Here is a 22,069-nt window from a genome sequence, read left to right as displayed (position 1 = left end):
GGAACCGGATACGCACGAACATGAAGCAAAAGGCTTCATGTCGAACGAGACGATCACGAAACCGTCAGCCGATATACATTGAAAGTTACGCCTGACGACCATGGCTTGCGTGAACCACCCGATCCCTTGCCGAACTCGGAAGTGAAACCGCAACGCGCCGATGGTAGTGTGGGGTCTCCCCATGCGAGAGTAGGTTATCGTCAGGCACCTATTCGAAAAAGCCCCGAGCACTTTGTGTTCGGGGCTTTTTTTATGCGTGAAGGATAGGCCGGTGGAGAGCAGAGCGGCTGCGCCGCACTGCCGGTTAAAGTCTGCTTCTACAACAACCCATCACGGCTATGCTGGCACTCGCCGTTCGCCCAGGTCTCGAAAATGGCGCGATCGTCTGCCAGCATCATGAGCGCGAAAAGGCGCTCGCCTAACGTGCTGCAGCGGCGAATGCGGCGGCTCAATAGTTCGGTGGCATTTGGGTCAACCACAACGAAGTCCGCCTCGAGACCAGGCTTTAGTTGGCCAATTTTTTGGTCGAGCGAGAGCGTTTTGGCGTTCCCATGGGTCAGGCCATAAAAACCCTGCCATGCGGTGAGCGGCTGATTGTTGAGTTGGCCTACCTGATAGGCACTTTTAAGCGTCGCAAAGCCGCTCAAGTCGGTGCCGGCGCCAATGTCGCTTGCGTAGGTGAACGCCATGCCCGCGCGGTCTGCCGCGTCACGATCGAAAAGCCCACTGCCCAAAAACAGATTGGAGCTGGGACAGAAGGCGATGTTGGCTCCCTGGGCGGCCAGGCGCTCACGCATACTCTCATTTAGGTGTACGCCGTGGGCAAACGTACTTTTAGGCCCCACGAGCCCGGCGCGTTCGTAAACGGCCAGATAGTCCTGACTGTCGGGAAAGAGTTCTGCCACCCAGGCAAGCTCGCCGCGATTTTCCGCCAAATGGGTTTGAAGCCAAAGCGTTGGGTCACTGCGCAAAAGCGCACCCGCAGCGTCCATTTGCGCTTTTGTCGAGGTCGGTGCGAAACGAGGTGTGACGCTATAGCCCAGCCGCTCCCGTCCGTGCCAATCGGCGATCAGTCGCTCGGTATCCTGGATGCCGGTTGTGCCATCGAGAAGCGCCTCGGGCGCGTTGCGATCCATCATTACCTTGCCACCCAGCATACGTAGTCCGCGTGTCTGACAGGCACCGAAGAAAGCGTCCATGGAGATCGCGTGGCTCGAGCCGAATACCTGGGCGGTCGTCGTTCCCGCGCGCAACATTTCGTTCAGGAACGCTTGCGAAAGCACCTCGGCGTGCTCGGCACTTTGGAAACGACACTCCTCGGGAAAGGTGTACTCGTTGAGCCAGTCGAGTAGCTGTCGGCCGTAGGAAGCCATGATATCGAGCTGCACGTAATGGACATGGCTGTCGATAAAGCCCGGCATGATCAGCTTGTCGCTGTGATCGATGATATCGACGCCGGCGGGAAGCTCGCTGGAAAGTTCGTTAAAACGACCTACCGCGTGAATCAGTCCCTCCCTGAGCCATAAAAGACCGTCTTCGAAATGCTCGACACTGCCAGCAGCGGGCCGGTCCTGGGCGCCCGGAGGCTTGGCGAAACTCAAAAGTTCGGCGCGGATAAACATATTCTGGGTCACGGTCAGGTCACTTGAACGGGTTGATGATCGTTGAAAAGTGCGCGAAGCGGGGCGCTTTCGAGCCCTCGGGTGGCGCTATCAGGGGAAGTATCGATAAGCCATAAAAGCTCGGTCACTGCGGCAAGCGCGATGGCGTAAGGTGACTTGTGGTGCAGCTTGGCACCATTGAACGTGCCAATCGGGCTGCGTACACGCTCGATAGAGGCAGGCGAATGACCCGCTCGCTGAAGTCTGCCTGTGAAGCTGGCCCACTTGCTTTCGGAACCGATCAGGCCGATCGAGGCGATATCATCGCGCTCGATGAGTGCCTCGATCAGAGCGTAGTCCTCATCGTGGCTGTGGGTCATCACCAGCGCGTGACAGCCCGACGGTAGCGCGTTGACGCGTTGGCCTACGTTCTCGAGGGGTAACAGCGCCAGGCGAGGCGACTCAGGCGTCAAAGGTAGCGTGTCTGGGCGGCTATCGCACCAGTAGCGCTGCCAGTCGAGCGGATCGGTAAGCTCTATCACGTGTCGCCCGATATGGCCCGCACCAAACACCGCCAAGTGAGTTTGCGTACCCGGAAACACTTCCAGCAGAACGTTGACGAAGCCACCGCAGCATTGGCCACTTCGCCCGCCAAGCGCGAACGCCTCCAGATGAAAGCCGGCTTTGTCCTGCTCCAGATAGCGCCGCGCCGCCTGAATGGTCTGCCACTCGAAGGTACCGCCGCCCAGGGTATCGAAGACGTGATCCGAGGTGACGATCATGCGTGCACCGGGTTCACGAGGGGTCGAGCCCTGAGCGGTCACCTGAGTAGCCAGTACGTGCGGCGTGCCGTTTTGTTGGCAATCGTGCAGCGCGGCATGCCAAGGCGTATTTGCGGCGCCGCTCATAGCGCTTTGGGCCTGATGGCCTGAGCGGCCAGCATGACCCGCTCGGGGGTTGCCGGGGTGTCCAGTGTCGGCGAGCATCGATAGTGCGTCAGGCTCGACAGCGCGTCGCGCAGCGCCGACCAGACGCTGATGCCCAGCATGAAGGGCGGCTCGCCTACCGCTTTGGAGCGATAAAGGCTCGCCATCGAGTTAGGGTGGCCCTCCATGAGCGAGACATTGAAGACCGGCGGCAAGTCGCCAAAGGTGGGAATCTTGTAGGTGGCCGCGCTGCTGCTTAAAAGCGCCCCCTTGTCGCTCCACTTGAGCTCTTCACTGGTCAGCCAACCCATCGCCTGGATAAAGCCCCCTTCGACCTGACCAATATCGATCGCCGGATTGAGCGCATCCCCGACATCGTGGAGCACATCGACCCGATCGACCCGGTACTCACCGCTCAGCGTGTCAACGCTTACTTCAGAAACGGCGGCGCCGAAGGCGAAGTAGTAGAAGGGACGGCCCTGGCCCATCGAGCGGTCGTAATGAATCAGTGGGGTAGCGTAAAAGCCTTTCTCGGAAAGCGAGACCCGGTTGAGGTAGGCGGTTTGCACCAGCTCCCCCCAAGGCAGGTGATATTCGCTTTCGCCAAATCCGGCGATCAGCTCACCCTCTTCCAGGCGCATGCCTTCGCGATCCAAACCGCCTTCGAAATGGGCGGCGGCAAAATCGAACAGGCGCTCACGCAGGCGGCTCGCCGCGTCGCGCGCCGCCATGCCATTCAAATCCGCGCCGCTGGACGCCGCTGTGGGTGAGGTGTTGGGCACCTTGTCGGTACGCGTGGCGCTGATGCGCACGTCGTCCAGATCGAGCCCCAGCTCGCGGGCGACGACCTGACAGATCTTGGTGTGAAGACCCTGACCCATTTCGGTGCCACCGTGATTGATCATCACGCTGCCGTCGGTATAGACGTGTAGAAGGGCGCCGGCCTGATTGAGGTGCTGTGCGGTGAACGAAATACCGAACTTCACCGGCGTGAGCGCCAGACCCTTCTTGATGACCGGGCTAGAGGCGTTGAACGCAGTCATGGCATTACGGCGTGCCCAATAATCGCTGTCTTTTTCGAGCTTTTCGACCAGCGTATGCAGCAACGCAATTTGATCGACGGTTTGCCCATAATGCGTCGTCTGACAACCCTTGCGGTAGAAGTTGCGTTTGCGAACCGTCAACGGGTCTTCGCCGATCTGGCGAGCGATATCATCCATCGCCGCTTCGATCGCCATCATTCCCTGGGGGCCGCCAAAACCGCGAAAAGCGGTGTTGGACGCCGTGTGGGTTTTCGCCCGGTGCCCGGTCACGCGGGCGTTGCCCAGCGAATAGGCATTATCGGCGTGAAACATGGCCCGATCGACGATAGCGTCTGAAAGATCTGGCGAATAGCCGCAGTCGCCAATTACGGTGATATCACCGCCCTGAATGACGCCGCGTTCATCGATGGCCAAACGGTAGCGGTTGTGAAAAGGGTGACGCTTGCCGGTGACCTGCATATCGGCGGTGCGCGGTAGCCGCAGGCGGGTGGCGCGGCCCGTGCGTCGTGCGATGATGGCCGCGATGCATGCCCAGGGTGAGGCTTGCGTCTCCTTGCCGCCGAAACCGCCGCCCATGCGGCGCACCTCGACGGTGACCGCGTGAAAAGGGATACCCAATACCTCGGCGACCAGCTTCTGCGTTTCGCTGGGGTGCTGGTTGGAAGTATGGACCAGAACACCTTCGTCCTCGGTGGGAAACACTACGCAGGCTTGGCCTTCTAGATAAAGATGCTCCTGTCCGCCGACGAACAGCGTGCCTTCAACGAGCGTTTGCGCGTGCGCAAGGGTTGCCTGCCAATCGCCGCGTTCCTGGACGTGAGTCGGGCGTACCAGCTCACCCTGTTCGACGGCGGCCACCGGGTCGAGGCGGGCGGGGCGCTCATCGATTTCGATAGTGGCGAGTGTCACCGCGCGTCGGGCCGCCTGAAAGGAGGTCGCCGCGACGGCAAACAGACATTGGCCGGCGTAACTGACATCACGGTCGACGAAAATCGGGTCGCCCGGAAAGACCGGGCCGATGTCCGTATGGCCCGGCACATCGGCAAAGGTGATAACGTCTACTACGCCTTCAGCCTGACGCACCGCGTCGAGCTCGAGTGTCGTCAGCGTGCCAAACGCCGCTGGTGACAGGCCAAGCGCGACGTGTAGCGCATCTGCCGGTGTCTTGAGGTCATCGATGTAGCTCGCCTTACCGGTTACATGCTTGCGAGCACTTTCGTGATGGCTCGACGAGCCGGCCTGACGCCGCCCGTCGCTGTCAACGGTGTGGCGCGCCAGGGGCCCGGAGCCCTTGATGTGATCGTCGAGTTCGCGACGGGCGTGACGGCTTTCGCTATCGAGCTTAGTGAGCGTACGCATGAATCATGACCTCTTGAGTGGGCATGGTGAGCGTCAGGTAAAGCCGTTCCAGCAGATTGGCTGCCGCCTGTTCACGGTAGTGGCTGCTACCCCGCACATCCGACATGGGCTCGAAATCCCTGGCTAACGCCCGCTGCGCCGCTTGAAAACTCGCCTGAGTCACCGGCTGGCCCTCGAGCGCGGCTTCAGCGTGTAACGCACGTTTCGAGATGGCGGCCATGCCGCCAAAGCCAAGGCGTACCTGGCTGAAAGCGCCATCGTCGATAGCATAGTGAAAGGCGCCAAGAACGGCGGAAATATCGTCTTCACGGCGTTTGGAGAGCTTCCAGACGCGCAGCGTTGCGTGCTCGGTCAGCGCAGGAATGAATATACGGCTAATCACCTCGTCGCTTTGCAGGGCGGTTTTTTTATAATCGATAAAAAAGCTTTCGAGCGGCAGACTGCGCGCGCCGCTCGGTCCCGCGATTTCGAGCCAGGCCCCCAGTGCTAAAAGCACCGGCGGCGTATCGCCGATAGGAGAGGCGTTGGCAATGTTACCGCCCAGCGTGCCGCGGTTTCGAATCTGGCGAGAGCCCAGCCGGGAGAGCAGGTGGGCAAACGCAGGGAAATGGCGCTCGAAAAGCGTTTCAAGCTCGGTATACGTCACCGCCGCGCCGATCCACCAACCTGGCCGGGACGGGTCGTCACTCGCCTCGATATGGCGTAACTCATCCACCCGGGTCACATCGATCAGCTGATTGAGCGCCTTGAGCTGCTGGGTGTTCTCAAGCCACAGATCGGTGGCGCCGGCCACCAGCCGTGCGTTTGGATGACGCGCGCGTAGCGTCAGCAGCGCATCGAGTGAAGTGGGGCTTTTAAAAAAGAGTGCGTCACCCGGCGGGTCGTTGGATGGCATCGATTGTGCGGCAGAGCTGGCGGCATCGAGCCAAGCCGGCGGCTGCCAGCGCATGGTTTGCATCTGAAGTGCCGCATCGCGAATGGGGCGGTAGCCGGTGCAGCGGCAGAGATTTCCCCCCAGCGCTTCTTCCAGTACCCGATGGCTAAAAGGCGCTTTGAGCGCATTTCCCTGATAGAGGGTAAAAAGCGACATGACAATGCCCGGCGTGCAAAAGCCGCACTGACTGGCATGACACTCGATCATCGTCTGCTGGGCGGGATGTAATCCTTCAGCCGTTTCGAGCCCTTCAACGGTCACCAACAGTTTGTCTTGCAGTTGATGCGCTGGCGTAATGCAGGCGTTGACGCTAGCAAAGTCCGCGTTCGGCGCATTAGCGTCGCGTAGGGCAACGGTGCAGGCACCGCAGTCACCAGAGGCACAGCCTTCCTTAGTGCCGGTGTACCCAAGCGTATCGCGTAGCAGGTTGAGCGCGCTGGTATCCGGCGCTACGTTACAGCGTTTCAACACGCCATTGAGCAAAAACTCGACGCTTGCCATGGTCGTCCCTCTTTTTTGTTCTGACCAATCGGTCAATACGCTAGAGCTTGGGTTAAAATAAATCGATGTGCAAGACTTTGTTGGGTGCCCTCAAACGGTGCTGGAGCGCGCTTTTTTAGTGCGTTTCATCGGCCGTTATCAAAGCAGCCGCCACCGTTGTTCAACGCTCAAGGAAGCCCTATGAAAAGCTCCCGACAAACCCCGAAGGAGAGAGGCGGGCGTGAGGCCCAGGAGAAGGCCATTCTGGACGCGGCCGAGTGCGTTTTCGCGCTGCACGGCTACCGCGGAGCGAGCCTGCAGGCCATCGCCGACCGGGCCGGCCTTCCAAAGGCCAACATTCTTTACTACATGGGAAACAAGCAGGCGCTATATCTCAAGCTATTGGGCCGGATGATGACGCGCTGGAACGCGGTGATCGACGATATCACCCCGCAATCCGATCCGCGCGAGGTGCTCGGTCGCTTTATTTGCACCAAAATCGAGCTCGGCCAGCGCTATCCCGAGGGCTCACGTCTGTTCGCCGCGGAAATTCTGGCCGGGGCGCCATTTCTCGAGCACTACCTGGAAGGCGAGCTCAGGGCCTGGGTCGAAAGTCGCGCCGCCGTGATCAAAGCCTGGTCGGCGATGGGGAAAATGGACGATGTCGACCCACGCTATCTGATATTTCTGATCTGGTCGTCGACCCAGCACTACGCCGACTATGGCGCTCAGGTGAATGCCATCCTCGGGCGTGAGCGCTTGAGTCACACAGACATTGCCGATATCAGCGCTTTCCTGGAGCGAGTCATTTTGAAAGGGTGCGGTATTGGGTGAGCGTTACCTGCTCTTGACGTACAGGTCAGGTTTGAAGCGCAACGCGCGTGCCAAAAGCCAGGCGCTCTTCGGGTGAAACGGTTTGGGTCGGAGCGCCGATCATTTCATCGAAGACATCGGAGTGTGTTAAAACGGCATCGGTAAAGCCAAGCGGCCTAAACGCCCGGCTTACCCATTGCGGGCCGGTATAGCGCACCGCACGTTGACTCTCATCCACTAGCGTTAGTACGTCTTCTCGACCGTGAAGGCGAACCACGTACCAGCTACTATCCAGCGCATGAATCTCGATGCGGTAGGTGGCTGCCGGCACGGTCTCTTTAGCAAGCGCTTCCAGAGTAATGGTGTCGAGTGGCATCGAAGCGCTCCTACTGCGGGGGTTCGGAGGCAACGCCTGGTACGCGGTAACGTGCTCCTTCGGCGCGCTGTTCCTCGAAGCGCTGATTTTCGTCTTCAGGTACGACACCGATCACGGTTTCCTGAGAGCCGTCAGGCCAGGTGTAGGTCGTGCAGCCGGAAATGCCGGCCAGCACGGCGGCCATCAATGAGGCAGACAAGAAGGTACAGCGTTGAAACATTGAATAACTCCCCGGGAATTTTTTGCGTGGATACGAAACCATCTTGCCTACGGCGCGATAGTGCTACCCTGACTCGCCAAACTATAGCGGATAGTGGCGCCCACCGTCGCGCAATTTAGCCAACACGGGAGATCGCTGGTACGCGACGCTCTACAGGCAGGGCCGGCATTGGGTAAAAAAGCGGATGTCGCGAAACTCCCGCCGCCACGTATAAGGTCGAGAGCGCATCTTTCTCGCTTTGCCGAGTTCGGATCGCTTCAAAGCCTTGGCTAAACCGACAGTTCTATTTCAAACGTTCTATTTCAAGGCGCGCGTATCATCAAGAGCCGGGCCGACGGTAAGGAAACAGTATGCAGACCGCCATGGAGAAACGGTTGAAATGGCTTGATTATCTCACGCTCGCAGGAGTGCTTTTGACAGCCTGCGTGATTCTTTTAGGCGCCTGGACTCGGCTCGTTGATGCCGGGCTTGGCTGCCCCGACTGGCCTGGCTGCTATGGAAGCCTTTTGGTGCCGGATAGTGAACACGCCGTACTCAAGCATCCCGATGCGCCGCTGGAGCCCGCCAAGGCGTGGATGGAGATGATTCATCGCTATATGGCAACGCTTTTGGGAGCGCTGGTCGTTTTGATCGTGTTATTGGGCCGCGCGCTTCGTCGCCTTGAAGACTATCCCTGGCAGTTGAGCCTCACGCTGCTGGGCATCATTGCATTGCAGGGTGCCTTCGGCGCGTTTACCGTTACGCTCAAGCTTTGGCCTCAGGTGGTGACGCTTCACCTTCTGGGCGGTATTGGTGTGCTCATGCTGTTTCTATGGCTTTATCTACGCGTTCGTAGAAGTCGACAGCAAAAGCCTTTGAGGAATCGTGCAGGTAACGCGCTTTGGGCGCTCGCCGCTTTGCTTTTGGTACTGCAACTGGCACTAGGCGGTTGGGTTACCAGCAACTACGCCGGGCTTGCTTGTCAGGGGGTTCCTACCTGTAACGCGCAGTGGTGGCCGCCGATGGATTTCAGCGAAGCGCTACATCTAACGCAAACGGTAGGCCCGAACTATTTGCACGGGCAGCTACACGCAAAGGCGCGCACCGCCATTCAGGTCATTCATCGATTCGGGGCGCTGCTTTTAGGGCTTGCTTTGATGGCGCTTTTTTTACGGTACAGACGATCTGCTTCACTTCGTGGCGTGCTTGGATTGACGCTTGGCGCCTATCTTGCTCAAGCGGCGTTGGGCGCAGCGAACGTATTGATGTGGTTGCCGCTCTGGCTGGCCCTACTGCATACCGCCGGTGCAATACTGCTTTCGGCAAGTTTTTGTTTGGCCTGGTGGCACTGGCGTCAGCTAAATGAAGAAAACAGCGTGATAAAACAGCCGCGTTGAACTAATTTCTCGATAACATTGGGCAAATCAGCTATATAGAGTGTACAATTTCCGCACAAATATTGATTCGGTAAAGGCAAAGGCATGTATAAACTATCGAGCGATGAGCACATACGGCCTGACAGGACTGGCGCATGAACTCTCTTTGGGCGTTAATACTGCTACTCGTGGGCGCGGGCGTCGTGATTGGATTGAGCGTCTACGCCATTACACTGCGCAAAGAGGTCAAAAGGCGCGAGGCCTTTCGTCTTGAAGAGGATCAACGTGCCCAGCAAAACAGCCTCGAAAACCTCGACTATGTGGCAAGCGCCTTGGTGCAGGAGCAGGTCGATATCACCGAAGGCAGCTGGCGATGTAAAGTGTTGCTCGAAATAGTCGACCCAAGCCTTACCGAACGTAAAGAGTTTCAAGCGTTTGCCGATGTGTATAACCGAACGCGCCATTTGAAGACGCATTCGGCCAGAAAGCAGCTCACTCCGCGTGAACGCATGCAAGAGGACAAGGAGCGCATCGAAGTGGAAACCGAAATGCGTTCGGACGTATTGAAAGCGGCGAAAGCGGTGCTTGAATGGCGCGCCAAGGGCCGCTCGGCGCTACACTAATTGAGCAAAGCTCTTCTATAGACGCGCCCTGGAAGTTAGCGTACTTTTCTTGGCGTCAGTTACAAGAGTTTTGCTATGCTAGATATGCCGATATTGGCAAGAAGTTGATATCAAGGCATTGATGCCATCCAGCTTGCCTCACAGGTAGGGGACGATTGGCGAATCGATCGGGTAAGTGAGCTTTGGTTCATTACACACCGATCAAACGAAAAAACGGATGCTCTCGTTATATAAGAAGCATTGGACCAACGTGGTTAATCGACCTCGTTAGCATTGGATCAAGAAGGAGTCTTGCATGAAAAAATCAACGACAGGCTTGCTCATCGGGTCGGCTTTGGTAGTAGGCCTTTCCGGGTGTGCCAGCTCTGCTTCCCAATCGTCAGGTCAAGCCAGCGCTAGCAGCGATCGTAGCTGGTACCAGCATCCGGCCGTTTGCGGTCTGGCTGGTGGTTTGATCGGTGGCGGTATCGGTTACGGCGTTAGCGGTCGTTCTGACGAAGAAAGCGGTGCCGCTACCGGCGCAGCCGCTGGTGCGGCTATCGGCGCTCTGCTGTGTGCCGACCGCACGCCCGAGCCGGTCGAGCCGCAGTGCCCGACTTACGGCGAAGTACCCGCTGGCGTTGCCACTGACGCGCAAGGCTGCCCGCTGGATTCCGATAACGACGGCGTACCGGACTACCGCGACCAGTGCCCGGGTACTCCGGCCGGCGTACAGGTTGACGCCGTAGGTTGCCCGCTGGATTCCGATAACGACGGCGTGCCGGACTACCGCGACCAGTGCCCGAACACTCCGGCCGGTGTCGAAGTCAACGCATTGGGCTGTGAAGAGAGCGTTGTACTGCAAAACGTTAACTTCGAGTTCGACTCTGCGCGCCTGACGCCTGGAGCCCAGCAGGTTCTGAACGGCGTTGCCGAGCGTCTGGTCAACAACCAGGGCGTTCGCGTAAGCATCGCTGGTCATACCGACTCTGTTGGTTCCGACCAGTACAACATGCAGCTGTCTCAGGAGCGCGCCGAGTCCGTGGCTCGTTACCTGAACCAGCGTGGCGTACCGGCCAGCGACATGCGCGCTGTGGGCTACGGTGAAGAGCGTCCGATCGCGACCAATGACACCGACGCAGGTCGTGCTCAGAACCGTCGTGTAGAACTGGACGAGTGGAACTAAGCCACTCGTGACGTAATGGATAGTTAGGTATCCGTTACCGATCCGAATCGCATTTGCGGTCAGGATCCAAATAAAGCGTCGGCTTCGGCCGGCGCTTTGCTTTTTGGCGTTGGCGCCAGCGTTTCGCCACATTTCTTTCCAATGGCGTTTCATTTTCCATTCCAAACTTGATCCATTCCTCTCAACGCCGCTTTAAGCTTGTTACCGGCGTTTACTGAACGATTTGTGACCCTTTCGTATACATTCCCGCGGCTGAATGTTAATGATAAATATTGTCATTTATTTTTTTAGTGGTACGCTATGTAACCACTGGACAGACGTAAATCGTTATTATGTTTAACGAATACAAGGCGTGGCAGCCCGGCTGTCGTTTAACCGCAATGGAGAAGTATCGTGCTGAAAAGGCCCTTCTTTAGCTCGCTGGGAGGCTGGAGCGTCTGCGTATTGGTGAGTACTCACGCGATCGCAAGCGATGAAGCTCTCGACCAGGCCGCACAGGGCGTCGAGGCCCAACAACAACAGTCGGCCCTTCAGCAACAAATCGATGCCGCTGATGAGCAGACACGCACGGCTCTTGAAGAGCTCAGAGAGCTCGAGCGCGAAACCCGCTCGCTCAAAGCGTCGAATGCCGCTCTTACCGCACGCTTGGCACAGGAGGCCGAGCGGCAGCAGACGCTGGGCAGTGCACTGGATACCGTTAGCGAAACGCGTGCAGCACTTCCCGTGATCGAGCAGGACATGACCGAGCAGCTCACGTCGTTCATCGAAAACGATCTTCCGTTTCTTCTCGACGAACGCCTTGCGCGTATAGAGAATCTTCAGGGGGCCAGTAGCGCCGAGCGCATCGAACAGCTCCTGGAAACCTGGCGGGTAGAGCTCGAGTACGGCCGCGCAATCGATCACTGGCGCGGTCGGCTGACGCTTGAAGAAGGGAGCGCTCGCGAGGTCGACTATTTGCGGGTCGGGCGTATTGGCTACTACTACCTGACGCCGGACGGGCGTGAAGGCGCGCTCTGGAACGCCGAGAGCGGCCAGTGGCAGCCACTGGGCGAGCACGGCCGGCGCGAAGTGCGAAACGCCCTGCGCATTGCCGACGATCAGCGCACACCCGAGCTTCTCTACCTCCCGCTATCGATCACCGCCGAGCAGGAAAACCCGTCATGAACGTATCAACACCAAAGCGCTGGCGTGCGCTGGGCGCCTTCGTTCTGGGCTGTCTGCTAGTGACACCGGCGCTTGCGCAAACGAGCCAGTTTTCATCGTTGAGCGAAGCGCGCGAGGCCGCCGAGGCGCGCGACCAGGCTCGACTGGAAGGCTTTTTGAACGACCAGCAGGCGCTCGAGCAGGCGCTGGCGGATGCCCGCGCCGCCAACGCCGACGCTCTGGCGCGCCGGGAAGCGCTAGCCGAGCAACAAGAAGCGCAAACCGAACGTGGCAACGCGCTCGCCAGCCGTCAGGGCGAGCAGGGCGAAGAGCTCTCTTCGCTGCTCTCGATGCTTGCGCGCCAAAGCGATGAAGTACGCAACGAGTTGGGCGCGCAAAGCCTTCTCACGCTGGGCGCTGCCGAGCTGCCTCCGCGACTGGACAGCGTGGACGTGCTGGAGCGCGCCCAGCTCGAACGCGTGGTCGACAGCCTCGCCAGGCTTAGCGTTGCCACGGGCCAGGCCGAGCGCGTGCGCTTGCCAGTGGCCGATGCCGGAGGCAACATCGAAGAGCGCGATGTCGTGCGGCTCGGTGATTTTGCCGCCTTCACCGACACGGCGCTTTTGCGCGTCAGTGAAGAGGACGGTTCGGTGTCGACGCTGCCGCGCACCCCAAGCGAAATCGAGCGTGTCCTGGGGGAGTATTATCGCGGCGACAGCCGTGAGTTTGCCATCGACCCGTCTCAGGGTAGCGTGCTCACGGCACTGACACAGCAGCCAAGTCTTTGGGAGCGCTTTCAGCAGGGTGGCTATGTGGGCTATGTGGTCGTCGTACTCGGGGTGATCGGGCTTTTAGTCGCACTGGCGCAATATCTCTATTTGTGGGTCGTCAGCGCTCGCGTCAATCGCCAGCGTCGCTCGCTCGATAACCTCAAGGATAACAACCCCCTGGGGCGCGTGCTGCATCGCTTCAAGGACATGGACAAGCACCAAACGCCCGAAGCGCTGGAAGCGCGTCTGGACGAGGCGGTATTGGCAGAGCTTCCGCGCATCGAGCGCGGCCAGCCGATGGTCAAGCTACTCGCCGCGATTGCGCCGCTGTTGGGGCTTTTGGGTACCGTGTCCGGCATGATCGTTACCTTCCAGGCGATCACCGTGTTCGGCACCGGCGACCCGCAGCTGATGGCCGGCGGTATCAGCCAGGCACTGGTGACCACGGTACTGGGGCTGGTGACGGCGGTACCGCTGTTGTTCGCACAAACTGCGCTCTCGAGCCGTAGCCGCTACCTGACCCAGGTCATCGAAGGCGAAGCCAGTGCTACGCTTGCCGATCATCTGGAAGCGCAGTCCGCCCATGATGGCAAAGTGGTGAGCTAAATGCCGACGCTTCCTCTCTGGCTCGAGCCCGTCGAGCGGCTGATCGAAGCGGGCGGGGTCGTACTGGTGGTGCTCGCCGTCGTCGCGATTGCGGTGTTTGCCATGGCGATCGAGCGCTGGTGGTACTACCGAGTCACGTGGCGGCGCGCCCGTCGGCAGCTGATCAAGCGCTGGACCGCGCGCGAGGACCATCGCAGCTGGAGCGCGCGCACGCTGCGCCAGGTCTGGTCCGATGCGCTGGTTCGCCGGCTGCGCCGACCCCTGCCCTGGCTCAAACTACTCGTCGCACTCTGCCCATTGCTGGGGCTTTTGGGCACCGTCACCGGCATGATCTCGGTATTCGATAGCCTGACCTACAGCGACACCCAGCAGGCCCGCGCGATGGCCGATGGCGTGGCGCGTGCAACGCTCCCCACGCTGACGGGTATGGCCATTGCCGTTGTAGGACTTTTATTCATTAGTCGCCTGGAGCACGTGATCCGTCGCGAGGATCAGCGTCTTCACGATCGATTGGCGCGTGCCCTGGAGAGTAACGATGCGTAGACGTCATTCAGCCGATAGCGCCGCGGAAGGCGCCGACGTCAACCTGACGCCGATGCTCGACGTGGTGTTCATCATGTTGATTTTCTTCATTGTCACCACCAGCTTCATCAACGAAAGCGGCATCGAGATCGAGCGCCCAGAGTCGAGCTCGGCAAGCCCACGTCCGGATGCTCAGGTGTTGGTCGCGGTCACGCCGGAAGGCGCGGTTTGGGTCGATGGTCGCCCCGTGGACGTTCACAGTGTCGGTCAGGAAGTGGCGGGGCTCTTGAGCGCCGACGGCTCCGTCGTGATTCAGGCCGACCGCGACGCCACCACCGGGCTTCTCATCGAAGTCATGGATCGCCTTCAGCAGGCCGGAGTCGACCAGGTGGCGGTGGCCGCGAGCCGGGGCGCGCAATGATTCGTCGCCTGCTATCGCTTCTGGCGGGCGCGGCACTGGCGGTCGGGCTTTTCTGGTGTCTGGCCCTTCTGGTCACGCCGCCGGATCAGCCTTTTGAGGAGCCTGAGATCACCATGAGCATGAACATGGTCGAAGCCCCCGAGATCGCGCCGGAGCCGGAAGCGCCGGCGCCGGCGGAGGCGCCGCCGCCCACCGCCGCCCAGCCGCCGCCCATGCCGACGCCAGAACCGCTGGCGAGTGCGGACAGCACCATTGCGCTCCCGGAAGTGGAGCTCCCCGACGAGCCGGTCGAGCCCGTCGAGCTCGACAGTGACCTGCCGGAACTGACCGAAATCACGCCGGAGCCGGTGCCCGAGCCGACCCCCGAACCTGAGCCCGAACCAACGCCTGATCCAGCGCCCCAGCCGGCACCGACGCCATCGCCCCAGCCGGCGCCTTCACCTTCGCCGTCACCGGCGCCGGCCCAGTCTGCGCCCGCACCCGCGCCGCAAGCGCCGGTTTCCAATGAGCCGGTGAGCGTCGGGCAGATCGCAGCAACCAGTAAAACGGACCCGGTCTACCCGAATCGTGCGCTGCGGCGCAATATGGAAGGGTTTGTCGAAGTGAGTTTCGTCATTCGTCGCGATGGCAGCGTGGATGCCGGCTCCATTCAAGTGATTAATGCGCAGCCGCGGCGCGTGTTCGAGGACTCCGCGCGAGATGCCATTGCCAGCTGGCAATTTCCACCCAGCCAGCAGCTGCGCCGCGCCACCCAGCGCATCGACTTTCAGCTGAGGTAGCCATGAAACGTTTAGCGCTTTTACTGTTTTTTAGCGGTTGGGTCGCAGCGGCCCAGGCCGACGCGCCGCTCTCTGGCGATATCATTCGTGACCTCAATGCGTTGCAGGGCTCGCTTGCCAGCGCCCAGGGCGAGCAGGCGCTCGAAAGTGTCGTCGAGCGCGCGCTTCGTCAGGCCGAGCGCCTTGAAAGCGGCAACCGTTCGGATCAGTGGGCGAGTGCGCTCTATTACCAGTTGGCGGCCGGCGCCCTGTCGCGCCAGGGCGATACCGGCGCCGCTGCCGACCGGCTTGCCAGCGCTCGGGCGCGCTCGAGCGTCGGCGGCGAGCAGGCCCGCCGCTGGCTGCGCGAAGAAGCGCAGCTACGCCGCGCCGCTGGGCAGCGTACTCGAGCGATTACGCTTTACCAGCAGTGGCTAGAAAACGGCAGCGACGCCGACATGAGTTGGCAACTGGTGCGACTGCTGGCCGACGATGACCAGTGGGACGCCGCCGCCGAACGCCTCTCGTCGCTTCTGGAGCAGAGCGAACCAACAACCGAGGCTCGCCAGGCGCTGGCTTTGAACGTGATGCGCCGCGCCGGCCAGGGCGAGCAGGCGCTTGGGTGGCTGCTCGAGGGCCTGGATGAGGAGAGTAGCAGCAACGAGTGGCGCCAGGCCGCCGGGCTTGCTCAGCAGGCGGGGCAGGCAGGTGTGGCCGCCGGGCTTTGGGAAACTGCGTGGCAGCTGGGAAAATTCGAAAGCGACGAGGATTTCGAGACGCTGATCCAGCTTCATTTTGCCGGGGGTACGCCCGCCCGAGCCGCCGAGCACCTCCAGGCGGCGCTTGACGGCGAGCGCCTGGCGCGCAGCGAGGCTACCCTTCGCCGTGTGGCTGCGGCCTGGAGCCGGGCGAAAGATCGTGAGCGGGCGCTCGATGCATGGCAGGCGCTTGCCGAGCAAAGCGGTAAAGCCGAATACTGGCGCCGCTATGGCCAGCTCGCCTACGCCTGGAACGATGAGGCCCGCGCCGAGCGCGCTTGGCAACAGGCCCAGGCGCTTGGCGACGAAGAGGTCGATGCCTGGCTTGCAAGCTTGCACTAAACGCGCCCGAGCAACGCCTGACACTGTCAGGGGGCGAGCGTGAGCGCGAAATCGCTCCAGGTCGGGGCGTGATCTGAAGGGCGCTCCATGGCGCGCAGGTCGTAATCGATACCGGCGCCGCTCGCCTTATCACGAAGGGCTTTCGTGGTCAGAATGTAGTCGATCCGCAGCCCGCGTTTGGGCTCACGGTCGAAGCCTTTCGAACGGTAGTCGAACCAGCTAAAACGCTCGTCATCATCCGGGTGACAGACGCGATAGCTGTCCGTCAATCCCCAGGCCTTGATGCCTTCGAGCCACTCGCGCTCGATCGGCTGAAAGCTGGTTTTGCCCTCGCGCAGCCAACGCTTGCGAGCCGGCTCACCGATACCGATGTCCTGATCTTCAGGAGAGATATTGAAGTCGCCCATGATGGCCAGGCGCTCGGTTGGTTGGTGGCGCGTGTCGAGCAGGCGTGAAAGCTGCTGGTAGAAGCGCTCCTTGTGGGGAAACTTGGTCGGGTGCGACACGTTTTCCCCCTGGGGGAAGTAGCCGTTGTAGATCGTGACCGGCTCACCGTCTTCGCAGGCGAGCGTAACGCCGATCATTCGCCGCTGGGCGTCTTCCTCATCATCGGGGAAGCCGTAGACCACGGACTGTGGCTTCTGGCGAGTGAGCATGGCCACGCCGTAGTGCCCTTTTTGGCCGTAATAGACGACGTGGTAACCCATCGCCTCGACATCCTTGATCGGAAACTCGCTATCCTGCACCTTGGTTTCCTGCAGACCGATGATGTCCGGGGCCTGGGTGTCGATCAGCGCTTGAAGCTGATGCAGGCGGGCGCGGATACCGTTGATATTGAACGAGACCAAGCGCATCAGGCGTTGTCTCCCGGCGTGGGGTCGTCCTTTCGCTCGGGATGGATCTCGATAGATTGGCCGCTTTGCTCGCGGGCGAGCTTGCGTACCGCCTGGAGTTTGCGCTGCTGCTGCTTTTTAGCCACGAAACGCCGCGAGGGTGCGACCTGATCCGGGTTCTCCTTGCGCCACTTTTTATAGTCCTTGCGCCGGCCGGTACGAATGGTGACCTTGTCCGCCAGCGAACGGGTTTTTTTCTTACGCGTCATGTCGCGCTCCTTGATCGATTTGATCGCCATTCTAACAGGCAAGCGTTTCGGGCACACCGGGCACCGCTCTAATTGGCGCGCCCTGTGATACACTATGCGCGTCGTGATGCCAACATCCACCGTAATGGACAGATAGAAAGCCTATGAGCGAGTCGGAACAGACCACAGCATCGGCCCAGAACCGCAAGCCCAAACGTCGTCGCCGTAAGCCGCGCCGCCGTCAATCCGGCTGGGATTTACGCCAGTTTCAGGTGCCCGCCGTGGCCGGCAAGTGGCGCTTTCATGACTTCGATTTGCCGCTGCCCTTGATGCGCGCCATCCACGCCCAGGGGTTCGAATACTGCACCCCCATCCAGGCCGAGGCGCTGCGCCAGACGCTTCTGGGCGGCGATATCGTCGGCAAGGCCCAGACCGGTACCGGCAAGACCGCCGCGTTCTTGATGTCGGTGCTCGCCTACTTTCTGGAAGAGCCGGCACCGAACGGGCAAAAGCCCGGCGCGCCCAGGGCGCTGATCATCGCGCCTACCCGCGAGCTTGCGCTGCAGATCGAGAAGGACGCCAAAGCGCTTTCGCGCTTCACCGATCTTGCCGTTGCAAGCGTCGTAGGCGGTATGGAGTATCAGGCCCAGCGCGAAGCGTTGACCAAAAACGTCGACATTCTCGTGGCCACGCCCGGTCGGCTTTTGGACTTTCATCAAAAGCGTGATATCGATCTCTCCGAGGTCGAGGTATTGGTGCTCGACGAGGCCGATCGCATGCTCTCGATGGGCTTCATCCCCGACGTCAAGCGCATCATCCGCTACACGCCAAAGAAAGAGGAGCGGCAGACGTTCCTGTTCTCGGCCACCTTCACCGACGATATCCTGAACCTTGCCAGTCAGTGGACGCAGACCCCGGCCCACGTCGAGATCGAGGTCACCGTCGAGAACCAGGCCGACATCGATCAGCGCGTCTACCTCGTCTCCGACGATGATAAGCAGCGTCTGCTGGTCAAGCTTTTGGAGCAGGAGAGCTTCGAGCGTGTGATGGTGTTCGGCAACCGCCGGGATCTGGTGCGCAAGCTCGATAGCGCGCTGAGAAAGGCGGGTGTAAGCGTGGCGATGCTCTCTGGTGACGTGCCCCAGGGCCAGCGGATCCAGACCCTCGAGGAGTTTCGTGAAGGCGCGATCCAGGTGCTGGTCGCCACCGACGTTGCCGGTCGCGGTATCCACATCGAAGACGTCAGCCACGTGATCAACTATACGCTGCCGGAAGACCCGGAGGACTACGTTCACCGGATCGGCCGCACCGGTCGCGCCGGTGCCAAGGGCGTGTCGATCAGCTTCGTGGGTGAAGAGGATGCGTTCTCGCTGCCGGAAATCGAGCGCTACATCAACGACAAACTGCCCTGCGAGCATCCGCCGGAAGGCATGCTTTAAACGCGATGCTGGACAACGAGCTCAAGGCGAGCATCCAAACGGCGTATCGTCAGGTGGTCGAGGAGCTGTCGCTGACGCCACGCTACGGTCAGCGGCTGATGATCGCCGAAATTGCCCGCACGCTGGGCGATATCGAAGTCGATGGTGAAGGCAAGCGCGTCAGCGACCAGCACGTTTGCGTGCTGGAAGCGGGCACCGGTACCGGCAAGACGCTCGCTTATTTGATTTCGGCGCTGCCGGTGGCCAAGGCCCGCGGTAAGCGCCTGATCGTCTCGACCGCCACGGTCGCCCTTCAGGAGCAGGTGCTCAACCAGGATCTGCCGGCGCTCTCCCGCCACAGCGGGCTAACGTTCAAGTACGCTCTGGCTAAGGGGCGAGGGCGCTACGTCTGCGTGGCGCGCCTGGATCAGGCGCTGGAAGGCGTCGAACCCAACCCGACCCATTCGCTGTTCGAACAGTCGCTGGCCGAGCAGGGCAGCGAGTTTACCGTGCTGGCCACCGACATGGCCGAAGCCTACGGCAGCGGCACCTGGGAGGGCGACCGCGACAACTGGCCTGAGTCGATCGACGATAGCCACTGGCGTCGCTTGACCGTCGATCATCGCCAGTGCACCGGTCGGCGCTGCGGTCACTTTGGTGCCTGCGCCTTTTTCCGCTCAAGGCGCGAACTCGAAAACGCCGATATCATCGTCGCCAATCACGACCTGGTGCTAGCGGATCTGGCGCTCGGCGGGGGGGCGATACTGCCGGACCCGGCGGAGTGCATTTTCGTGTTCGATGAAGGTCACCACCTGCCGGACAAGGCGCTTTCCCACTTTGCCCACCGCTTTGCGGTCAACGCCTGCCTGCGCTGGCTGGGTACGCTGAAATCGAGCCTTGGCGAGCTGAACACGGGCCTTGGTGGTCAGCCCACCATAGCCCGGCTTCTGGCAGGGCTTCCCGAGCTCTTGCGCGGGCTCGAGCCGGCGCTGGGCGATGTGTTCAGCCTGGGCCACCAGCTCGCCGGACGCGACCGGGGACTAACGGACGATGAGTCTCTGCACCAGTTTCGCTTCGAGAAGGGGCAGCTGCCCGAGGCGCTCAGAGAACAGGCGAGCCAGTTGGTTACTCAGTTCGCGACCCTTTCGCGGGCGCTCGAGAGCATCAGCGATATTCTGCGTGAAACCCTGGACCCGGATAAGCAAACCGGCCTCGAGCGCGAGCAGGCCGAAAGCTGGCTGCCGCTGGTGGCGCTGCTGCACGGGCGAAGCCTGGACGCCCACGCGCTGTGGCAAAGCATGAGTGAGCAGGACCCGCCCAACGTGGCGCCAAGCGCGCGCTGGGTCACCCTGAGCCGCGCCGGCGGCGAGCCGGAGATCGAGTTCTCGGCAAGCCCGGTATCCGCGGCGCATACGCTGGCCAAACACCTCTGGGGGCGCTGCCACGGTGCGGTGGTGACCTCGGCCACATTAACCGCGCTTGGGCGCTTCGAGCGCCTTCAGGAGCGGGCGGGGCTGGCTAACCGCTACCGTTATCAGGCGCTGCCAAGCCCTTTCGACTACGCCAACGCGGTGCTGAGAGTGCCGCCAGAGGCGGTGGACCCGGGCGACCGTGACGCTCACGAGCGTGCTATCGTCACCTTCGTCGACTCGCTCGATGAACGTGAGGCGGTGCTGGTGCTGTTCTCGTCGCGCGCTCAGCTCAGAGCGGTCGAGAAGGCGCTGACGGAAAAGGCCCGCGAGCGGGTGCTGGCTCAGGACGCGCTGCCCAAACGCGAGCTGATCGAACGCCATCGCGCCGCGGTGGACCGGCGCGAGGGCAGCATCATCTTTGGTTTAGCAAGCTTTGCCGAGGGCATCGATCTGCCCGGCCACTATCTAACGCACGTGGTCATTACCAGGCTGCCTTTCGCGGTGCCTGACGACCCCGTAGGGGCAACGCTTGCCGAGTGGATCGAAAGCCAGGGCGGTAATCCATTCATGCGTATCAGCGTGCCGGACGCCTCGATCAAGCTGGTTCAGGCCTGTGGCCGGCTGATTCGCAAGGAGAGCGATCAGGGCGTGATTACGCTGCTGGATCGGCGAGTCATTACGCGCCGCTACGGCCAGGCGCTACTGGACGCTCTGCCGCCGTTTCGCCGCGAGATCAGCGCTTGAGGCCAAGGCATAAGGTTTGGCGTCGGGTTTGAAGATGAAAGCCGCACAAAAAACGCCCCGCGACTGCTCGCGGGGCGTTTTTTTGTGGTCTCGGATCAATGTGCTATTTACGTTTGGCAAGCACCGGGGCGAGCTGGTCGTTCATTTTTCTGAACGCCTCTGCGGTGGTATCCCAATCGATGCAGGCGTCGGTGATCGACACGCCGTAGGTGAGCTGGCTGGTATCCGCCGTGAGCTTTTGGTTACCCCAGCCCAGGTTGGATTCGACCATCAGGCCCATGATCGAGGTATTGCCCTCGAGGATCTGATGGGTGACGTTTTCCAGTACCAGCGGCTGCAGCGCGGCATCCTTGTTGGAGTTGGCGTGAGAGCAGTCGATCATGATATTGGCGGAGAGCTTCGCCTTGGCCAGCTCCTTTTCGGCAAGCGCGACGCTGACGCTATCGTAGTTGGGTTTGCCGTTGCCGCCGCGCAGCACCACGTGGCCATAGGCGTTGCCGCGGGTGCGAATGATCGATACCTGGCCTGCCTGGTTGATACCGAGGAAGTTGTGCGGGTTGGCCACCGACTCGAGCGCGTTCATGGCGACATCCAGGCTTCCGTCGGTACCGTTTTTGAAGCCAACCGGGCAGGAGAGGCCGGAGGCCATCTCGCGATGCGTCTGCGACTCGGTAGTGCGCGCGCCGATCGCCGACCAGCTGATGCAGTCCTGCAAATACTGCGGCGAAATCGGATCCAGTGCCTCGGTGGCCAGCGGTAGGCCGAGTTCGGCAAGCTCCACCAGCAGTTTGCGCGCGATGTGAAGCCCTTCATCGATCTCAAAGGAGTCGTTCAGGTGCGGGTCGTTGATCAATCCCTTCCAGCCGACCGTGGTACGTGGCTTCTCGAAGTAGACGCGCATGACGATATAGAGCGAATCACTGACCTCATCGGCGAGGGCACGAAGCTTTTTAGCATAATCGATCGCGGCATCCACGTCGTGAATCGAGCAGGGGCCCACGACCATGAGAAGGCGCGGATCCTTGCCATCCAGAATGTTCTGGATGACCCGACGGCCCTCGATGACGGTCTGCTCGGCTTTTTCGGTCAATGGGACGGCGGTTTTCAACGCGTCCGGCGTCGTCAAGACATCCTGAGCCAGAACGTTTAAGTTACTCACTTGTTGATCGGACATGGTGCTTCCTGTACGTGGCAGCCTG

General features: G+C 60.8%; 21 protein-coding genes and 1 rRNA gene. 13 read left to right on the top strand and 9 right to left on the bottom strand.

What is annotated here, in order from left to right; translation table 11 throughout:
• Positions 1–90 precede the first annotated feature (90 nt).
• Positions 91–206: ribosomal RNA gene (gene rrf, locus RN346_RS09230) — 5S ribosomal RNA — on the top strand.
• A gap of 111 nt (positions 207–317) precedes the next feature.
• On the opposite strand, the gene guaD is transcribed toward rrf, so the two are convergent.
• From guaD to xdhA, 4 genes are read right to left on the bottom strand one after another with little or no spacing between them, the layout of a single operon-like run.
• Positions 318–1,622: a guanine deaminase gene (gene guaD / locus RN346_RS09225; RefSeq protein WP_409335800.1), complete on the bottom strand. Its 1,305-nt coding sequence runs from the start codon at positions 1,620–1,622 to the stop codon at positions 318–320.
• Between the two features lie 14 nt (positions 1,623–1,636).
• Complete coding sequence (gene xdhC, locus RN346_RS09220; protein WP_311960955.1) at positions 1,637–2,509, bottom strand: xanthine dehydrogenase accessory protein XdhC; 873 nt, start codon at positions 2,507–2,509, stop codon at positions 1,637–1,639.
• Entirely contained in the window at positions 2,506–4,929 is a 2,424-nt protein-coding gene (gene xdhB, locus RN346_RS09215; RefSeq protein WP_311960954.1) for a xanthine dehydrogenase molybdopterin binding subunit, read from the bottom strand. Before xdhB ends, xdhC begins: the two co-directional genes overlap by 4 nt.
• Entirely contained in the window at positions 4,913–6,364 is a 1,452-nt protein-coding gene (gene xdhA / locus RN346_RS09210; protein ID WP_311960953.1) for a xanthine dehydrogenase small subunit, read from the bottom strand. Before xdhA ends, xdhB begins: the two co-directional genes overlap by 17 nt.
• Positions 6,365–6,544: 180 nt before the next feature.
• Here xdhA and RN346_RS09205 point away from each other — a divergent pair, with 180 nt between their 5' ends.
• Positions 6,545–7,177 (top strand): TetR family transcriptional regulator C-terminal domain-containing protein, encoded by a 633-nt coding sequence (locus RN346_RS09205; protein WP_311957975.1) that lies wholly within the window; start codon positions 6,545–6,547, stop codon positions 7,175–7,177.
• Positions 7,178–7,202: 25 nt separating this feature from the next.
• Here the strand turns inward: RN346_RS09205 and RN346_RS09200 are convergent, their stop codons facing one another.
• On the bottom strand, positions 7,203–7,532 hold the full coding sequence (locus tag RN346_RS09200) for a DUF6482 family protein (protein WP_263587090.1): 330 nt from the start codon (positions 7,530–7,532) through the stop codon (positions 7,203–7,205).
• 10 nt (positions 7,533–7,542) lie between these two features.
• Positions 7,543–7,752, bottom strand: a complete 210-nt coding sequence (locus RN346_RS09195; RefSeq protein WP_263587091.1) for a hypothetical protein — start codon at positions 7,750–7,752, stop codon at positions 7,543–7,545.
• A 350-nt stretch (positions 7,753–8,102) separates the two neighbouring features.
• Here RN346_RS09195 and RN346_RS09190 point away from each other — a divergent pair, with 350 nt between their 5' ends.
• The 9 genes from RN346_RS09190 (at position 8,103) to RN346_RS09150 (ending at position 16,215) form a co-directional block, all read left to right on the top strand.
• Positions 8,103–9,128 carry a COX15/CtaA family protein gene (locus tag RN346_RS09190; RefSeq protein WP_311960952.1) on the top strand — a complete coding sequence of 342 codons (1,026 nt, stop codon included), beginning with the start codon at positions 8,103–8,105 and terminating at the stop codon, positions 9,126–9,128.
• 134 nt (positions 9,129–9,262) lie between these two features.
• Entirely contained in the window at positions 9,263–9,730 is a 468-nt protein-coding gene (locus tag RN346_RS09185; protein WP_311957973.1) for a DUF2489 domain-containing protein, read from the top strand.
• 295 nt (positions 9,731–10,025) lie between these two features.
• Positions 10,026–10,895 carry an OmpA family protein gene (locus tag RN346_RS09180; protein WP_263587094.1) on the top strand — a complete coding sequence of 290 codons (870 nt, stop codon included), beginning with the start codon at positions 10,026–10,028 and terminating at the stop codon, positions 10,893–10,895.
• Between the two features lie 393 nt (positions 10,896–11,288).
• Positions 11,289–12,059 carry a DUF3450 domain-containing protein gene (locus RN346_RS09175; RefSeq protein WP_311957972.1) on the top strand — a complete coding sequence of 257 codons (771 nt, stop codon included), beginning with the start codon at positions 11,289–11,291 and terminating at the stop codon, positions 12,057–12,059.
• Complete coding sequence (locus tag RN346_RS09170; RefSeq protein ID WP_311960951.1) at positions 12,056–13,414, top strand: MotA/TolQ/ExbB proton channel family protein; 1,359 nt, start codon at positions 12,056–12,058, stop codon at positions 13,412–13,414. Before RN346_RS09175 ends, RN346_RS09170 begins: the two co-directional genes overlap by 4 nt.
• Positions 13,415–13,957 (top strand): MotA/TolQ/ExbB proton channel family protein, encoded by a 543-nt coding sequence (locus RN346_RS09165; RefSeq protein WP_263587097.1) that lies wholly within the window; start codon positions 13,415–13,417, stop codon positions 13,955–13,957.
• Positions 13,950–14,357, top strand: coding sequence for a biopolymer transporter ExbD (locus RN346_RS09160; RefSeq protein WP_311957970.1), 408 nt, complete (start codon positions 13,950–13,952; stop codon positions 14,355–14,357). Before RN346_RS09165 ends, RN346_RS09160 begins: the two co-directional genes overlap by 8 nt.
• Positions 14,354–15,136 (top strand): TonB family protein, encoded by a 783-nt coding sequence (locus RN346_RS09155; RefSeq protein WP_311960950.1) that lies wholly within the window; start codon positions 14,354–14,356, stop codon positions 15,134–15,136. The genes RN346_RS09160 and RN346_RS09155 overlap by 4 nt, the downstream gene beginning before the upstream one ends.
• Positions 15,137–15,138: 2 nt before the next feature.
• Positions 15,139–16,215 carry a hypothetical protein gene (locus RN346_RS09150; RefSeq protein ID WP_311960949.1) on the top strand — a complete coding sequence of 359 codons (1,077 nt, stop codon included), beginning with the start codon at positions 15,139–15,141 and terminating at the stop codon, positions 16,213–16,215.
• 26 nt (positions 16,216–16,241) lie between these two features.
• Here the strand turns inward: RN346_RS09150 and xthA are convergent, their stop codons facing one another.
• Complete coding sequence (gene xthA, locus RN346_RS09145) at positions 16,242–17,069, bottom strand: exodeoxyribonuclease III (RefSeq protein ID WP_311960948.1); 828 nt, start codon at positions 17,067–17,069, stop codon at positions 16,242–16,244.
• Positions 17,069–17,317: a hypothetical protein gene (locus RN346_RS09140; RefSeq protein WP_252108537.1), complete on the bottom strand. Its 249-nt coding sequence runs from the start codon at positions 17,315–17,317 to the stop codon at positions 17,069–17,071. The genes xthA and RN346_RS09140 overlap by 1 nt, the downstream gene beginning before the upstream one ends.
• A 143-nt stretch (positions 17,318–17,460) precedes the next feature.
• Here RN346_RS09140 and RN346_RS09135 point away from each other — a divergent pair, with 143 nt between their 5' ends.
• A complete protein-coding gene (locus RN346_RS09135; RefSeq protein WP_263587103.1) occupies positions 17,461–18,735 on the top strand; it encodes a DEAD/DEAH box helicase in 1,275 nt (424 codons plus the stop codon).
• A gap of 5 nt (positions 18,736–18,740) precedes the next feature.
• Entirely contained in the window at positions 18,741–20,870 is a 2,130-nt protein-coding gene (dinG, locus tag RN346_RS09130) for an ATP-dependent DNA helicase DinG (RefSeq protein ID WP_311960947.1), read from the top strand.
• Positions 20,871–20,973: 103 nt separating this feature from the next.
• Here dinG and RN346_RS09125 read toward each other — a convergent pair whose 3' ends face one another.
• Positions 20,974–22,044: a 3-deoxy-7-phosphoheptulonate synthase gene (locus RN346_RS09125; RefSeq protein WP_311960946.1), complete on the bottom strand. Its 1,071-nt coding sequence runs from the start codon at positions 22,042–22,044 to the stop codon at positions 20,974–20,976.
• Between the last annotated feature and the right edge of the window lie 25 nt (positions 22,045–22,069).

Source organism: Halomonas sp. PAMB 3232 (genome assembly GCF_031954225.1).
Lineage (GTDB): Bacteria > Pseudomonadota > Gammaproteobacteria > Pseudomonadales > Halomonadaceae > Vreelandella.
Note: the sequence above shows the minus strand (reverse complement) of the source record. Positions and strands in the feature narration are given on the sequence as shown.

What these genes read in the sequence shown, in the direction of transcription:
- guaD (WP_409335800.1), bottom strand. Translation starts at nt 1,622, where the DNA reads ATGTTTATCCGCGCCGAACTTTTGAGTTTCGCCAAGCCTCCGGGCGCC.
- xdhC (WP_311960955.1), bottom strand. Translation starts at nt 2,509, where the DNA reads ATGAGCGGCGCCGCAAATACGCCTTGGCATGCCGCGCTGCACGATTGC.
- xdhB (WP_311960954.1), bottom strand. Translation starts at nt 4,929, where the DNA reads ATGCGTACGCTCACTAAGCTCGATAGCGAAAGCCGTCACGCCCGTCGC.
- xdhA (WP_311960953.1), bottom strand. Translation starts at nt 6,364, where the DNA reads ATGGCAAGCGTCGAGTTTTTGCTCAATGGCGTGTTGAAACGCTGTAAC.
- RN346_RS09205 (WP_311957975.1), top strand. Translation starts at nt 6,545, where the DNA reads ATGAAAAGCTCCCGACAAACCCCGAAGGAGAGAGGCGGGCGTGAGGCC.
- RN346_RS09200 (WP_263587090.1), bottom strand. Translation starts at nt 7,532, where the DNA reads ATGCCACTCGACACCATTACTCTGGAAGCGCTTGCTAAAGAGACCGTG.
- RN346_RS09195 (WP_263587091.1), bottom strand. Translation starts at nt 7,752, where the DNA reads ATGTTTCAACGCTGTACCTTCTTGTCTGCCTCATTGATGGCCGCCGTG.
- RN346_RS09190 (WP_311960952.1), top strand. Translation starts at nt 8,103, where the DNA reads ATGCAGACCGCCATGGAGAAACGGTTGAAATGGCTTGATTATCTCACG.
- RN346_RS09185 (WP_311957973.1), top strand. Translation starts at nt 9,263, where the DNA reads ATGAACTCTCTTTGGGCGTTAATACTGCTACTCGTGGGCGCGGGCGTC.
- RN346_RS09180 (WP_263587094.1), top strand. Translation starts at nt 10,026, where the DNA reads ATGAAAAAATCAACGACAGGCTTGCTCATCGGGTCGGCTTTGGTAGTA.
- RN346_RS09170 (WP_311960951.1), top strand. Translation starts at nt 12,056, where the DNA reads ATGAACGTATCAACACCAAAGCGCTGGCGTGCGCTGGGCGCCTTCGTT.
- RN346_RS09165 (WP_263587097.1), top strand. Translation starts at nt 13,415, where the DNA reads ATGCCGACGCTTCCTCTCTGGCTCGAGCCCGTCGAGCGGCTGATCGAA.
- RN346_RS09160 (WP_311957970.1), top strand. Translation starts at nt 13,950, where the DNA reads ATGCGTAGACGTCATTCAGCCGATAGCGCCGCGGAAGGCGCCGACGTC.
- RN346_RS09155 (WP_311960950.1), top strand. Translation starts at nt 14,354, where the DNA reads ATGATTCGTCGCCTGCTATCGCTTCTGGCGGGCGCGGCACTGGCGGTC.
- RN346_RS09150 (WP_311960949.1), top strand. Translation starts at nt 15,139, where the DNA reads ATGAAACGTTTAGCGCTTTTACTGTTTTTTAGCGGTTGGGTCGCAGCG.
- xthA (WP_311960948.1), bottom strand. Translation starts at nt 17,069, where the DNA reads ATGCGCTTGGTCTCGTTCAATATCAACGGTATCCGCGCCCGCCTGCAT.
- RN346_RS09140 (WP_252108537.1), bottom strand. Translation starts at nt 17,317, where the DNA reads ATGACGCGTAAGAAAAAAACCCGTTCGCTGGCGGACAAGGTCACCATT.
- RN346_RS09135 (WP_263587103.1), top strand. Translation starts at nt 17,461, where the DNA reads ATGAGCGAGTCGGAACAGACCACAGCATCGGCCCAGAACCGCAAGCCC.
- dinG (WP_311960947.1), top strand. Translation starts at nt 18,741, where the DNA reads ATGCTGGACAACGAGCTCAAGGCGAGCATCCAAACGGCGTATCGTCAG.
- RN346_RS09125 (WP_311960946.1), bottom strand. Translation starts at nt 22,044, where the DNA reads ATGTCCGATCAACAAGTGAGTAACTTAAACGTTCTGGCTCAGGATGTC.